The organism is Candidatus Magnetobacterium casense (assembly GCF_019173545.1).
GTDB classification, from domain to species: domain Bacteria; phylum Nitrospirota; class Thermodesulfovibrionia; order Thermodesulfovibrionales; family Magnetobacteriaceae; genus Magnetobacterium; species Magnetobacterium cryptolimnobacter.
In genome coordinates, this window is the sequence record NZ_JABXWD010000041.1 from 1 (window position 1) to 14,770 (window position 14,770).

Genomic DNA, 14,770 nt, shown 5'->3' on the forward strand with positions numbered 1-14,770 from the left:
GGGGACTGGTCCCCTTGCAGGGGGTTCTGAAGGGGGGCGGAGCCGCCCCTTTCTTTCTTGTATGCAGGCAATTTTGATACCCGAAAAAACTCGAATCCGATCAGTATACCTGCCTATAATTAATTATATACGAAAGAAGAAAGAAGGGGACAGCTCCGTGCCCCCTCAGACCGACATCAGCAGCGCACACATCATGGCAACGTTCCAGTTCATATCCAGCGGCAGGTGAAACTCACACGTGGAGTCAAACAGCAGGTTGACCCGTGCCGGAAACTCCTCGTCCTCAAGCCACAGGATCAACACCACGGGTACACGCGGATACGGAAACAGCCTGATGGCGACATCCCCAAAGGACACCTCTTCACCGCCCAGCTCCCTGCCTCTCTGTAAAAAGCCGTCCCTGTCAGTTCCAAAGCGTGCCGCTAACTTATTGAGCGGTAAGGTGTGACCGCCCTTGAAAAACATTTCGCCATCCTTCAACCCCTCCGGTGGCACCAGGTGATTTGACGGCGGTATATCCCGTGCATCGGTAAGATACCACAACGATGCCAGGCGGTAGAAGTACCCAAATCGGGTCAACAGCATCTCCTGTTGGGGGGGCTCCAACACTGGTGGCGTTATCTGCCTCTGCTGCGGCGTGAACCGGTACGACAACCCAAAAGACCTGACGACATATGCCCCCGCAACGTCGTCGTACTCCACCGACGCACGTTGACACACCTCCGGTGGCGGAAGGGTTACGAGTTTGTCCCACCTGCTGTTTTCACCAGGAGGAAGAGTCACTGCTCTGTCCCCTTATCGATGTCTGCCGAGGGTGGCTCACAGCGCAGCTCTATGGCAAACAACGCACCATCCGGCGTATTTTCAACGTCCAGCTTACCGTTCATGTTGTTTTCGACGATGGTCTTGGACATGTACATGCCAATTCCGGTGCCTTTATGGGTGTCCTTGGTCGTGAAGTAGGGGTCAAAGACCTTGCCTATGATGGTGTCATCTATGCCTCCGCCGTTGTCAGATATCCCTATGATGACCCGCTTGATGCCGGAGGAGACATTCACGGATATATTTATGGAAATAGCCCCTTTCATTTTCCTTAGGGAAGGGGTCTTCTGGCGTCTGTCAACTATAGCGTCCTTGGCATTGTTGAGGATGTTGAAGACCACCTGCTTGAACTCGTTTGGATAGCCCAGCACATTGAGCGCACCAGTGGCCTCAATGTCACAGTTTACACTTGCGGAGATATTAACACACCTGAGCATGGCGTCAAAGAGCGACAACGTATCGGTAATGGCTGTCTTTACGTCAAAGAATTCTTTCTTCTTTGATGGTCTGAGGAAGTCCCTGAAGGTGTCTATCGCCTTTGCCATGAAGTCGATCTGTTTCGTTGAGTCCTCTACAGAGGTTGCCAGGTATGCCCCGTCCAGCTCCTTTGACTCATATGCAACCTGTACGTCCTGGATGATGAGGTTGAGGTTGTTTAGCGGTTGACGCCACTGATGTGCGATCACGCCGATCATCTCACCCATCGAGGCCATCTTGGATTGCTGGATGAGAAACTGCTCGTGCTGTTGGCGTTTTCTGATTTCGTCATACACCCTGCCCTCGAGGGTTCTGTTGAGTTCGCGGATTTCCCGCTCGTATGTCCGCTCGGCCGTGACGTCTATGACGCTTATCAGGGCAGAAAAGGTGCTCATGTACTCCACCGTATCGGCAATCAGGCGTATCCAGCGTTCATCCGACCACTTTGTCAGTATTTTCATCTCCTGGTCTTCGTGCAGCAACTTTTCGCCCTTCAGGCGCCAAAACACCTGTTCTTTAACCGTATCCCGCCAATTGGGATGCACGATATCCCACAGGGATAACCCTATAAGCTCCGCCCCCGTATAGCCCGTTATCTTCTCCAGCGCCGGATTGACGTATATGAACCTCTCCGTGTGCAACGCCACGCCAAAAGCACACCCCTCCGACAGCTTTCTGAACAGCTCCTGACTCTCCCTGAACTTACGCTCTATCCCGACCACCTCCATGCACCGGTAGATGGCCGCCAGGAGGTTATCCCGGTTGATTGGCTTGAGAACGTACTGGTTGACCCCTATGTTTATTGCATCGAGGAACAACTCCCGCTCGCTGAAGGCCGTGGTGATTATTATCTGTGCCTTGGGATTGAGTTTTTTTATCTCCCTGGCCATCTCCAGACCGTTGAGCAGGGGCATCTTGATATCGGTAATAACGATGTCCGGCTTGTGTTTTATGTATAGCTCCAGCCCCTCCTGACCGTTTTCGGCCTGATGCAGGCACCCCACACGACGATTGATGGCCTCACCGATGTTTTCCCTGATACCGGCCTCGTCCTCCACGTACAGGACGGTCAGCGTCCTCAGCTCGTTATCCAGCAGCTTATTATCCATAAGCTTGTCATCCATCAGATCGTTATCCATAAGGGCATCTTTCTATAGCAACTGCTATCACTCATTAATTATTATACAAGGTTTGCCTGATTTTTTGCATGTTGATATTATTGGTCATAATAGTTTAGTATATTCTATAAAAAGGATAAATAAACAAAAGCAAAAAAAAGGGGGCAGAGGGCACGCTATGGATATAATAGAACAGATTAAGTCTCAGATACTCCTTGAGACAGGGACAAATGAGTTTGAAATACTCGAGTTTTATATATATGAGCAGTCCTCGGTTGACACCACCACGCAGGCCGTCTATTTTGGTATGAATGTTGCCAAGGTGATGCAGGTAATTGAAAGCCCCAACCTTGAACAAAAGGACTATTCCCAAAACCCGTGTTTTCTTGGCACTATCCCCCTGCGCAATCTTATAGTGCCCGTGATAGACCTCAGCGAATGGCTTGGCATAGAGCGGGTAAGGACCGACAACGAAATCGTCATAATCACGGAGTTCAGTCAATCGGTGCAGGGTTTTCTGGTCTCCGGGGTCACGGAGATTCACAGGGTTGTCTGGAAAGACGTCATCCCGCCCAATGAGTTTATAAACAGGATCGGTTCCAGCTCTATTGTCGGAATGGTGATAAAGGACGACCACTTCATTCAGCTCCTGGACCTCGAACATATTATCTCAGACCTCAACCCGGAGTCCACCGAGGAGATGTGGCAGACCAGCGTCAGGGCACAAAAAAACTACATCGCCCTCATAGCAGACGACTCACCAACCATCCGCCTGATGCTCAAAAAGAACCTCCAAATAGCCAACTTCTCCACCCACATAGTCAACAACGGTGAGGAGGCGCTGGTCTACCTCAAGCAGATCGCACAAAAGGCCTCCGATGAAGGCAGGGACATCAGCGAATTCGTAAATATCGTGATATCCGACATAGAGATGCCACAGTTGGACGGCTTTACGCTTACCAGGAACATCAAGGAGGACCCCAGACTCAAGCGCCTTCCGGTCATCCTGTACTCCTCCATCATAACCGATGAGCTGCGTCACAAGGGAGAGTCCGTCAAGGCCGACTACCAGGTCTCAAAGCCCGACCTCAACAAGATGGCAGAGATGGCCATACGGCTCATAGAAACAACCGACACATAAATAACCGACAAGCAGAGGTGTCCTGATGGCATTTGAAGAAGATGATGAGGTAATAGCCACCTATATCGAAGAAACGTCCGAGCGTCTGGATGAAATAGAAGATACCCTCCTGGATATCCACAGGAGTAGGGGACAGGAGCATGAGGCGCTTTTGCACGGAATCTTTCGTTGTGCTCATTCCATAAAGGCCGGCGCCAATCTGCTCAACCTCAAACACATAGAAGCCATCTCACACAGTATGGAGAACGTGTTGCAGTTTTTCAGGCAACACAGACACATACCCGATGAGGATGCCGTTACCGTACTTCTGAGCGGAATAGATGGCATCCGGGACCTGTTAAGGGACGTCAGGGGCAGTAAAACGTCAAACATATCCCCGGCAGGCGTAGTCTCAATTGTTGAGAGACTCAACATGCTTATGGGGCAACTACATAAGCCATAAAAGGAGGCAACATGGCAGGCAAAGGCGGAAAAGGCGGCAAACTTGGTGACAAATTTGGCGACAAATTTGGTGACAAAGAAATAAGAGACACTCTCATAGAGCTGGTACAGAGTTCTGAGATAATGATGAAGCACCTGACCGGTCATGAGCTAAAGGATATAGAGATACTCAAGTTAGGGCCACCAACCAACGTAGAAAATCACAGGCCCTCTGACGTAGACCTGGTGATACCAAATAACAAGGATGTAATCAATATCCTTCTGGTGCAGTTTCACGGCACCAATGTTGAGAAGATGGCCAGGTGGATGTTTTATAACATAGTGGAGGCAATTGGCAAGTATGGTACAGAGGTTGATATCAAACAATATCTGGTATATTACGGCAAGGAAAAGTTTGACATGCCCGTAGGCATCAATGAGCCAAACCTGCAATACCACTATCATGTAATAGACGTAGGAGCCCTGGAGGGTGCACAGGATATCGACATAGGCAAGATGGCACAGGACATAACACTGGCGGTATTGAGCGGCGACACGAATGGCGGTCAATCGCCGGTGTTGCAGGCCATCCTTGACAGATTTTCGCAAGACGATATCATGGGCGATTAGAAAGAAGGGGATGGGGCACCACTACCATAAAAGGAACCTATCCCCTTGCCCCCCTAAGACTTAACCCTATATAACATTAGAATATTTATATAAGGACCTACCTGATATGATGAATGACGGCATTGAACATAATTGAACATAAAGGTAGCAAGGGGGTTGGAACCCTTCGCTCGATTATTCTCCTTGTCGTTCTTTATTTTATCAGTGGGCGGCTTGCGTTGTTTCTTGCTATACCGCCGGGGTATGCAACGCCGATATGGCCGCCCTCGGGTGTGGCGTTGGCCTTTATGCTGTTGTATTCTTACCGTGTGTGGCCTGGGATATGGTTGGGGTCGTTTTTACTCAACGCTTATATATCGCTTAATACGCCGGGGGCCTCTGTGGCGCTGCCGGGGATAATTGCCACCGGGGCGGTACTCCAGACAGTGGCGGCAACATATCTGATACAATGCTTTGTCGGACGCCAGGGAACCTTTGAGAGGGAACAGGATTTGCTAAAACTCCTGCTTATCGGCGGCCCTTTGAGTTGTATAATAAACGCAGGCACCGGCTCTACGGCCATGCTTGTTGTGGGTGCAATAAAGTCGTCGGGCTATATGTTTTCACTGTTTACATGGTGGTTGGGCGATACGATAGGTGTCATTGTGGTAACGCCACTGGCGCTGATATTGATGGGCAGACCGGCTGAGTTGTGGCGGAGAAAGAGAAATACCGTAGTGGCGCCAATTTTTACCCTCTTTGTTGCCGTAGTTGTTTTATTTGTGTATGTCCGTAGACTGGAGGAGGCCCGTGTAAGGATTGAGTTCGCAGGCAAGGTTGGGGTTATGAGCAACTCTATAAATGAGAGCTTTCAAAACTATATAGACACCCTTGAGTCGGTAAAGGGTCTTTATGAAGCCTCAGATAAAGTTGAAAGACATGAATTCAAGACATTCGTCAGGGGGATACTCTCAAAGCATCGTGCAATACAGGCATTGTCGTGGAATCCAAGGGTATCCGGGGCAGAGAGGACTATCATTGAGGAGGCGGCAAGGGCAGATGGCTACGGTGATTTCCGGATAACGCAGCGGGATGCTCAGGGAAAACTGGTAACAGCCTCCGATCGGCAAGAGTACATCCCCGTATATTTCCTGGAGCCTTATAAGGGTAACGAGGCAGCAATGGGCTTTGACCTTGCCTCCAACCCTTCGCGTAAGGAGGCGCTTGTAAGGGCACGGGATTCAGGACAACCCCAGGCCACCGGACGCATTACCCTGGTGCAGGAAAAGGGCAAACAGTTTGGAATGATAATATTTGCGCCCGTCTATAGCACAGGACAGCTTAACGACAACATTGCGCTCAGAAGGGCAAACATCAAGGGGTTTATATCGGGGGTGTTTCGCATTGGGGATGCTATAGAAAAAGAGATAGAGGGGCTTGGTATAGAGGGGATATATTTCGCCGCATACGACGATGCGGCCATGGAGTCGGAAAGGCTCATGCACGTACGCGACCCCGAAGGCGGAGGTTCAGAGGACAAACATCATGGCGGCATTGAACACAGGACGAAGATACGCGTGGCAGGCAGGGCATGGAGTATAGTCTTTTATCCGTCGGCAGAGTATTTAAAGAGACACATGACGTCTCAATCGTGGTTGATCCTGGTGGGTAGCCTGTTGTTTATCGGCTTACTGGAGGTGTTTCTGTTTATGCTGGCAAGTCGTGGTGAAAGGGTGGAGAGGCTTGTTCATGATAAGACCACGGAGTTGTCGCAGGCAAATGCGGCCCTGCAGAAAGAGATCACGGAAAAGATGGCAACCGAAGTAGCCCTGAGGAGTGCCATGGAGGAGGCCAAAAGCGCCACAAAGGCCAAGGGCGACTTTCTTGCCGCCATGAGTCATGAGATACGTACCCCGTTAAATGCCATCATCGGTATGACTGATGTCCTGAGCGAAACCGGGCTTACACAGGAGCAGAATAAGTCCGTGCAACTGTTGCGAAATGCCGGGGAAAACCTCCTGGGCATAATAAACGATATCCTTGATTTTTCAAAGATGGAGGCGGGGCAGCTTAAACTCGAACGGGTGTGCTTTAACATTTTTGATACGTTCTCAAAAACTGCCGACCTGATGAGGGTCAAGGCACAGCAGAAGGGGATTAATCTGTCACTGGTCATTGTCCCTGCCATACCGATGCAACTGTGGGGTGACCCGTTGCGTTTGCAGCAGGTGATGTTTAATCTGTTAAGCAACGCCATCAAGTTTACCGACGCCGGGGAGATTGGTGTCACGGTGGATATTAACAAGGAAGAGGACGGTTTCATCGAGCTTCAATGCTGCGTGAGGGACACGGGTGTGGGCATTGCCCAGGATAAGCAGGGGGTGATGTTTCAACGGTTTTCGCAGGCCGATTCATCCACCTCCCGCAAGTATGGAGGCACGGGGCTGGGACTTGTGATATCAAAGACCATCGTTGAAAACATGCGTGGGCGGATGTGGTTTGACAGCAAGGAGGGAGTTGGGAGTCGATTTTATTTTACGGTGCAGTTGGAGGTCTTTGGCAAGGAGTGCAAGCTAACGGAGACGCCATCGGATGCCGGGGCTGGTGGGGGTGTTCCGCCAATTGGTAAGGCAGAGAGGTCGTTGCGCATCCTGATCGCAGAGGACAACGAGGACAATCAGGTGTTGATGCGTTCGTATTTCAAGAAGGCGCCGCATGTCATAGAGATAGTCCCAAATGGCCAGGAGGCCGTTGACAAGTTCACCGGTGGCAGCGGCTACGACATCGTCCTGATGGACATGGAAATGCCGCTAAAAGACGGCTACACGGCTGTGGCGGAGATCAGGCAGTGGGAAAGGGACAATGCAGTTGCGGCAACCCCCATACTCGCCCTCACCGCCCATGCGCTCAACGAACACGTGCAAAAGAGCCTCAACGCCGGATGCAACGGTCATCTGACAAAGCCCATTAAAAAGGCCGTCCTGATGGATGCAATCGCACAGTATCGGAAGGAGTAAAGGAACCGTTTTCCTTCTTTTCAGAGGGAATTCAGCGGTGCAAAAGAGCGTCTGTGTATGGGACAGGGGCCGTGTGTGCGGATCATATCCATGTGGTGTTTGGTGCCATATCCTTTGTGGGAGTTGAAGCCGTACTGCGGATACTGCTGATGATATGCCAGCATAAACGAATCCCTCAGCACCTTTGCCACTATGGAGGCAGCCGCAATGGAGGCGCTCTTTGAATCTCCCTTGATGATAGCAACCTGTCTGATGTCAATATCGGGCAACCGTAGGGCATCAATGAGCAGGATATCGGGGGGATGGTTTAACTGCAGGACGGCTTTTTTCATGGCCATTTTTGTGGCATTGAGGATGTTGAGTCTATCGATATCGGTGGCATCCACGATACCGATGCCGATGTCCCTGGCGCAGCAGACGATCTCAAAGAACAACGCCTTCCGTCGTCCCTCAGAGAGCTTTTTGGAGTCATTGACGCCCTCTATGTAGCTCCCCGCCTCAAACACTACCGCTGCGGCAACGACAGGGCCTGCCAGAGGTCCCCTGCCGGCCTCATCAAGCCCCGCTACACAACCGCTGTCATGGTACTCTCTGTCGTGGTCAAAGAGTTCCCTCAATTTGCCGGTTTGGTCGCAACCGGGTGTTTTATCTCCCGTGCCTTTTCCTTGATCTTTGCATCTTTACCCTTCTTGTGGCGTATGTAGTAGAGTTTTGCCTTTCTGACGTCTCCGCGCTTGATCAGTTGTATCTCCTTGATGATCGGCGAGTGCAGCGGGAATATCCTCTCAACCCCAACACCGAACGATATCTTTCTGACCGTGACGGTTTCGCGGATGCCTCCGCTCTTGCGGGCAATGACGAAACCTTCATAGGGCTGGATGCGCTCCTTGTCGCCCTCAACAACCCTCACGCTTATTCTCAGGGTATCTCCGATGTGAAACTCAGGGATCGTTTTCTTAAAACGCTCCTCGTATGCCTTAACCAGGTTCATTTTCTATTTCCTCCTTGATTTCTGTCAAAAGTCTGTGTTCCTCTTGTGTCAGCATATCCATGTTGAGCAGATATGGTTTGTTCTTGAGGGTTTTTTTGATGGCTTGTTTTTTACGCCACCGGTTAATTTCCTTGTGATTGCCCGATAGCAGCACAGGGGGGACACATCTGCCGTGAAAGTCCTCCGGGCGTGTGTAGTGCGGACAATCGAGATAGCCCGACGAAAAGGAATCCTCCATCCCAGACCGGCTATCACCCAACACCCCCGGTATGAGTCGCACTATCGCATCTATGATCACCAACGCCGGTAACTCTCCACCGGTAAGGACATAATCGCCAATAGATATCTCTTCGTTGACCAGTTCGAGTACCCTTTCGTCAATGCCCTCGTATCTGCCACAGATAAAGGTCAGGGGGGTTGAGTGTGTTACCAGTTGCTGTGCCCTGGTTTGGTCAAACACCTTGCCTTGTGGCGTTGTGAGGATGACATGTCTGTCTGTGCCCTCAGCGTGCAGATACTGCAGGGCGTCAAAGACGGGCGCAATCTTCATGACCATCCCCGGGCCACCACCATAGGGGTAGTCATCCACCGTGCGGGCCTTGTCACTTGCAAAGTCCCTGATATTGGTCACGCTCAAATCCACCAAACCCTTCTGTATAGCCCTGGCCATCATGCCCTGTGTCATGTACGATAAGATCATATCCGGAAATATGGTCAGTACCTCTATTTTCATTGCCATAAATCCCGTTTACTTCAGTCCAAAAAAAAAACGGCCCAAAACACGGCCAAAGATACTACTTAAAAAAAAAGACTGCTAAAGGGGACGGCATACGCACTTTTTAATTCTGTGCCACCCGTTGCGCCACCCGTGACACCCATGCTACCCGTATCCCTTTAGTTTAGCATTGTTTATCTCTATGATGCTATTTTCTATTCAAGAATCTCTAACACGGAACGTTTACCTATTTTTGTACCTGCGGCAGAGAGTATGGTTCTCATAGCCCTGGCTGTTTTTCCTTGTTTTCCAATGACCTTACCCAAATCACTTGCAGCCACCCTTAATTCGAAAACGGTCGTCTTTTCTCCATCGATTTCCTTCACCACTACCTCTTCCGGTCTATCGACCAAGGCCTTTGCCATAACCTCAACTAAGTCTTTCATCATGACCACCTCCAAATGAATTAGGCTGTCTGCAGTTGTAAGCCAGCCTTTTGTAATAGTTTCCTGACAGTATCAGTAGGCTGAGCGCCATTGCCAAGCCAGCTCTTGCACTTTTCAATATCGATCTTGATTTCCGAGGGTTCCTTCAGTGGATTATAGGTCCCTACTATATCGAGAAAGCGTCCATCTCGTCTTGTTCTTGAATCGGTCACAACCACCCTGTAGAAAGGTCTTTTGTGTGCTCCCATCCGTGTCAGTCTAATCTTTACCAATATAGATACCTCCAAATACGTTCCTATAAGATAGTTTAATATATCCAGGCAATCAAAGTAAATATGCTAAACAAAAGATTAACAAAGCGTCCGTTAAAAGGGCAGGATATTAGGCAATCTCAGGCCCTTTTTACCCTTAAACATCTTCATCATCTTTTTCATGTCCTTGTACTGTTTCAGGAGTCTGTTTACCTCTGCGACATCGGTGCCGCTGCCGGTGGCGATTCTGATCTTTCGGCTACCGTTGAGTATCTGCGGATTGGTTCGCTCCTTTTTTGTCATAGAATTGATAATGGCCTCTATCTTTACGAACTGTTTTTCATCGACATTTATGCCCTTCATTTGTTTGTTTATGCCAGGGATCATCGACAGCAGGTTTTCAATAGGCCCCATGGAGCGGATCTTTCGGAGCTGTTCCTTGAGGTCATCGAGCGTGAAGCCGTCGCCGAGGATTTTGTTTTTAAGCGATTCGGCCTCGCGTTCGTCAAAGGACTGCTGTGCCTTTTCGATGAAGCTCAGGACATCGCCCATGCCGAGTATCCTCGACGCCACTCGCTGGGGATAAAACGGTTCGAGCATGTCTATTTTTTCGCCCATACCAATAAACTTTATCGGTTTACCGGTCACCTCACGAATCGAAAGTGAGGCGCCACCCCTGGCATCGCCGTCCATTTTGGTGAGGATTATTCCGTCTATGCCGATCTTTTCGCTAAAGGCCTTTGCTATGTTGACGGCATCCTGCCCGGTCATTGCATCGGCTACAAAGAGGGTTTCTTTGGGGGTTGTGGAGTCTTTGATGTTTTTCAGTTCGATCATGAGGGCATCGTCGATATGCAGGCGGCCTGCGGTATCGAGGATCACAAGGTCGCGTGCCTCACGTCTGGCCTCAGACAGGGCGTTGTTGCATACGACTACGGGGTTTTTTTCTTCCTTGGAAAAGAACACCGGTACGTCTATCTGTTTTCCGAGGGTGATCAACTGGTCTATGGCCGCAGGTCTTTGCAGGTCTGCCGCTACCAGCATAGGCCGCCTACCCTGGGTCCTGTAGTGTCTGGCGAGTTTGGCGGCCGTTGTGGTTTTACCGCAGCCATGAAGGCCGATCATCATCAATATGGTGGGCGGATTGGGAGAGAGGTGTATCTTTTCGTTGTCCGACCCAAGCAGCACGCACAACTGTTCATGCACTATCTTCACCACCTGCTGACCAGGGGTCAGGCTCTCAAGCACCTCATTGCCTACGGCCTTGTCTCTTACACGCTCTATGAACCCCTTGACTACCTTGAAGTTGACATCAGCCTCCAGGAGGGCAAGGCGGATTTCTTTCATCGCAACATCTATATCCTGACTATTGAGAACCCCCTTGCCTTTTAACTTCTTTATTACCGAGTCAAGCTTCTCGCTTAAGGAGTTAAACATAAACCCTCTTATCCTAGCAGGCCTTCGATCTTGTCCTTCAACTGGTGTTTGGGTACCGCACCGACAAGCTGGTCTACCTTGTCACCGCCCTTGAAAAACATCAGCGTTGGGATACCCATTATTTTGTACTTACTGGCAACGTCTGGATTTTCGTCCGTGTTTAACTTTACGACCTTCATCCGTCCTGTATACTCTTTGGCCAGATCCTCGACAATTGGCGCTACCATCCTGCAGGGACCACACCACACTGCCCAAAAATCAACCAACACCAAGCCTTCCGCCTGTAAAACCTCTGCCTCCCACGTCTGCGACGTTGCATTCACTACGCCTTCTGCCATATTACCTCCAATCAATATTTCGATTACTAATGATTATATTTGCAAATTAACTCTTTTGTCAAATCTGCCTACCCTTTTGCCGGCCATTCTGGCGGGCTGCAATTGCACTTTATGTTCGGGCACAAAGGTTCATTGTAACATAATGGCAAAGAAAAGGGTACAAAAAAATCCGACTGATTAGCAAGACTAATTTCGGATAAAAAAATCCGTGTCCATCTGCCACGATTACTTCATCGTAACGATCTGGATTGTTGCCTCAGGGCAGTCCTTTTGGCCGTTGAGCAAGTCAGGCAACGGTGTTTCTCATTGCAGTGCGCATGGTTGTAACCTCAACTAACGATATCTGATTTCGATGACTTCTTTAGCACTACCCCACCAGGGCAGGGTGTCTCTGATGACCTTGGCCCTTTGGCTGCTGTCGGCGTCTATGATGTCTTCTATGCCGCCCTCGGTGGCTGATGCATCGGTGACGAGGACAAAGAGGAGGCTGTTTCCTACGGGTTCTCTGGCAGTTAGCCGCCAGGGGTATCCAAACGGCGGGATGGCAAAAGGGACACCGGCCCTAATGTTACTGTCGGGGCTTTCCTGATTTGGAAAGACGAGTGTAGGTTTGTCGTCGTGGCCCACGGTGATTATCCACACCCGACCCGTGGTATTGGACGTTACATAAAAGCCGATATTGTCGCCGAGCAGGTATACCGCCCTCAGACCGGAGACGTTGACGTTGCCCCACCTGCCAGGTGGCAGATTGTAAAGCGATGACCAGTTAGGGCCAACGGTCACGTACTGCGTCCTTGGACTCACATACACCGTCGTGCAGGAAGCAGCAATAGCCGCCCCCGCTATAAGGATTACAACCAAGAACCTACTCAACCTGTTTGACGTACTCAATATAGTGAACATGTTCGTTTCCTCCGTTTTTATGGTATCATAACACTGCAAAAAGACTTAACCGAATCAGGCAACATCTGCATTACCAAGTGATGCTACTATTTCGTAACCAATCCTGTCGTTGACGTGAGGCTAAAGACGAAGCCTCCGCCATCGTGCCCGGAGTTCTTTATGGTATTGTACTCCGGCACCCTGATAATGCTAATCAATAATACCCTAACACCAACGCATAAATGTTGTCAAGCGGGATCGCCTTACCGGCAGGGCTATCGCATTTTAACGTATCCTCTTTATATTGCATGGTAAAAGAAAGAAGGAGGGCGGCTCCGCCCCCTCCTCAGACCTCCCCTGCAAGGGGACCAGTCCCCTTGACCCCCATCTTGCGTATGCCCCCCCACCCCTACAGGTCTACCCCGCAAGGGGACAGGTCAAATCCCCTGGTGCATAACGGAAAGTCCGTGACACTTGTCCCCCTCATTGCTAATGCTACCGCACCCCAGTTGTAAAACGAGGTATCCACTACCTTGTAGTGCTCCACTTCGCTGTTTGAGGTAGTCGTGACCATGTGGCAAACTGCCCCACGCCATCCCTCAACCATCGACACTACTATGCGGTCGGCAGCCGGCAGTGCTTCTGCGGCCATGACATCCCCAACCATAAAGCCATAACTGAGCCACTTCCTGACCAACGCTATGGAGTCGTCTATCTCCAGTGCCCTGACCTTGACCCTGGCATAGGTGTCGCATTGGGTCAGGAGCCTTGCTACAACTTTGTCCTTGCGGTAGATGCCAAATGGCTGGTCTGCCCGACAGTCAATGGGCAATCCCGAAGCCTTGGCCGCAACACCCACGATGCCGGCCTTCCAAGCAAGCTCGGTGCCAATGGCCGCACTGCCCTGCAGGTGTGACAACACTCCGGGACTGTCCAGGAGATAGGCGTTGATCGCCTCCGTGTCGCGATGCAGCCGCTCCATACTAGCCATGATGTGCTCTCTGAGTGTCTCGTCAACGTCAAAGAGGACACCTCCGGGACGTATCAGGCCCCGTCCGTGACGATTACCACAGAGCATCAGCAGGATGTCAAAGACCTCCGAGCGCAATCTGTCGTAGTTTGCGACACCGGGGGAGAATCCAATCGAGGCCGAAATGCCCGCCAACGACGACAGGTGCATCGCTATACGCTGCAACTCAAGCGCAATCGCCCTGATGATCTCCGCCCTCATGGAGATATGCGTGCCGCTTAAGGACTCCATCGCCATTGCGTATGCCCACGCATGGGCAACGGCGCTGTCACCCACAACGGACTCGGCCAGATGTGCCTTGTTCATAACCCTGCCCTGCTTAAAGAGCGCCTCCACACCCCTGTGTTGATAACCAAAATCAAGGTCAACGTGGTAGACCTCCTGTCCGTGACACTGAAACCTCAAGCGGTGTGGCTCCGTAGCGCTGCCATGCACGGGGCCAATGTCCACATCGCAGGAGACATCCGTAACAGTAGGGCGGATGCGCAGCGGTCTGAGGTCCGGATGTCCGTTGGGGACGATGCCGGTCTGCTCCCAGAGTTCTCGTTCAAACAGGCTCATGCCCGGTACCCTCGTGCTGATGGCGTCGTAGCTGTAGGACGCCCGTGGATTGGCCTGACAGATGAGGAGTCTGGCCGCCGCATCATCGGCAAGGACTGCCGTTACCATAACGGAGTTGTCCTTTTCCTCGCGCCTGCCGCAGAACTGTACGACCCTGTGGCCACTGCCAATGAGCTGCGCCATCGTCTCCGCCAGTTCGGCCATATGCACGGTAGGGATGCCTGACGTTGGCACCGCCTGGGCGTTCTTGAGACGCAACCACTGTGCCACTCTAAAACCCTCCAAGCAAGGAGGCTGCACTATAATTTGAGCAAATATCCAACATTTTAGTGTCCATAAAAAAATACTCCCTTTATGTTACGATAACGACGCATGTATTTTACCATACTTTATGATATAGTTTTGCGGTATCCTCTTAAAAAAGCATGGTAAAATGGGGTCAAGGGGACTGGTCCCCTTGCGGGGGGTTCTGAAGGGGGGCGGAGCCGCCCCTTTCTTTCTTGCCTTAAAGTATA

General features: G+C 50.8%; 15 protein-coding genes. 4 read left to right on the top strand and 11 right to left on the bottom strand.

The annotated features are described in order from the left end of the window. Nucleotides 1-165: 165 nt before the first annotated feature. Nucleotides 166-783, bottom strand: a complete 618-nt coding sequence (locus HWQ67_RS03795) for a DUF3786 domain-containing protein (protein ID WP_218251313.1) — start codon at nucleotides 781-783, stop codon at nucleotides 166-168. Further along, nucleotides 780-2,438 (bottom strand): response regulator, encoded by a 1,659-nt coding sequence (locus tag HWQ67_RS03800; RefSeq protein ID WP_218251314.1) that lies wholly within the window; start codon nucleotides 2,436-2,438, stop codon nucleotides 780-782. Before HWQ67_RS03800 ends, HWQ67_RS03795 begins: the two co-directional genes overlap by 4 nt. A gap of 157 nt (nucleotides 2,439-2,595) precedes the next feature. Here HWQ67_RS03800 and HWQ67_RS03805 point away from each other — a divergent pair, with 157 nt between their 5' ends. The 4 genes from HWQ67_RS03805 to HWQ67_RS03820 all read left to right on the top strand — a co-directional run bounded on the left by HWQ67_RS03805 (nucleotide 2,596) and on the right by HWQ67_RS03820 (nucleotide 7,604). Beyond that, a complete protein-coding gene (locus tag HWQ67_RS03805) occupies nucleotides 2,596-3,558 on the top strand; it encodes a chemotaxis protein (protein ID WP_218251315.1) in 963 nt (320 codons plus the stop codon). A 25-nt stretch (nucleotides 3,559-3,583) separates the two neighbouring features. Further along, on the top strand, nucleotides 3,584-4,000 hold the full coding sequence (locus tag HWQ67_RS03810) for an Hpt domain-containing protein (protein ID WP_218251316.1): 417 nt from the start codon (nucleotides 3,584-3,586) through the stop codon (nucleotides 3,998-4,000). An 11-nt stretch (nucleotides 4,001-4,011) separates the two neighbouring features. After that, nucleotides 4,012-4,608, top strand: coding sequence for a hypothetical protein (locus HWQ67_RS03815; RefSeq protein WP_218251317.1), 597 nt, complete (start codon nucleotides 4,012-4,014; stop codon nucleotides 4,606-4,608). Nucleotides 4,609-4,730: 122 nt separating this feature from the next. After that, the gene (locus HWQ67_RS03820; protein WP_218251318.1) at nucleotides 4,731-7,604 is read left to right on the top strand and encodes a CHASE domain-containing protein; all 2,874 of its coding nucleotides are present in this window, start codon (nucleotides 4,731-4,733) and stop codon (nucleotides 7,602-7,604) included. Nucleotides 7,605-7,624: 20 nt separating this feature from the next. Here the strand turns inward: HWQ67_RS03820 and HWQ67_RS03825 are convergent, their stop codons facing one another. From HWQ67_RS03825 to HWQ67_RS03865, 9 genes are all read right to left on the bottom strand, one after another. Further along, nucleotides 7,625-8,221, bottom strand: a complete 597-nt coding sequence (locus HWQ67_RS03825) for a ribonuclease HII (protein ID WP_218251319.1) — start codon at nucleotides 8,219-8,221, stop codon at nucleotides 7,625-7,627. Further along, the gene (gene rplS / locus HWQ67_RS03830; protein WP_218251320.1) at nucleotides 8,218-8,595 is read right to left on the bottom strand and encodes a 50S ribosomal protein L19; all 378 of its coding nucleotides are present in this window, start codon (nucleotides 8,593-8,595) and stop codon (nucleotides 8,218-8,220) included. The genes HWQ67_RS03825 and rplS overlap by 4 nt, the downstream gene beginning before the upstream one ends. Beyond that, the gene (trmD, locus tag HWQ67_RS03835) at nucleotides 8,582-9,328 is read right to left on the bottom strand and encodes a tRNA (guanosine(37)-N1)-methyltransferase TrmD (RefSeq protein WP_218251321.1); all 747 of its coding nucleotides are present in this window, start codon (nucleotides 9,326-9,328) and stop codon (nucleotides 8,582-8,584) included. Before trmD ends, rplS begins: the two co-directional genes overlap by 14 nt. Before the next feature lie 197 nt (nucleotides 9,329-9,525). After that, the gene (locus HWQ67_RS03840; protein WP_218251322.1) at nucleotides 9,526-9,759 is read right to left on the bottom strand and encodes a KH domain-containing protein; all 234 of its coding nucleotides are present in this window, start codon (nucleotides 9,757-9,759) and stop codon (nucleotides 9,526-9,528) included. A 17-nt stretch (nucleotides 9,760-9,776) separates the two neighbouring features. Beyond that, nucleotides 9,777-10,031 (bottom strand): 30S ribosomal protein S16, encoded by a 255-nt coding sequence (rpsP, locus tag HWQ67_RS03845; RefSeq protein ID WP_218251326.1) that lies wholly within the window; start codon nucleotides 10,029-10,031, stop codon nucleotides 9,777-9,779. Nucleotides 10,032-10,121: 90 nt separating this feature from the next. Continuing rightward, entirely contained in the window at nucleotides 10,122-11,444 is a 1,323-nt protein-coding gene (gene ffh, locus HWQ67_RS03850; protein ID WP_218251323.1) for a signal recognition particle protein, read from the bottom strand. An 8-nt stretch (nucleotides 11,445-11,452) separates the two neighbouring features. After that, on the bottom strand, nucleotides 11,453-11,782 hold the full coding sequence (gene trxA, locus HWQ67_RS03855) for a thioredoxin (protein ID WP_040335927.1): 330 nt from the start codon (nucleotides 11,780-11,782) through the stop codon (nucleotides 11,453-11,455). 333 nt (nucleotides 11,783-12,115) lie between these two features. Next, a complete protein-coding gene (locus HWQ67_RS03860; RefSeq protein WP_218251324.1) occupies nucleotides 12,116-12,685 on the bottom strand; it encodes a DUF4384 domain-containing protein in 570 nt (189 codons plus the stop codon). 388 nt (nucleotides 12,686-13,073) lie between these two features. Next, nucleotides 13,074-14,525, bottom strand: coding sequence for an NADH-quinone oxidoreductase subunit C (locus tag HWQ67_RS03865; RefSeq protein WP_218251325.1), 1,452 nt, complete (start codon nucleotides 14,523-14,525; stop codon nucleotides 13,074-13,076). Nucleotides 14,526-14,770: the final 245 nt, after the last annotated feature.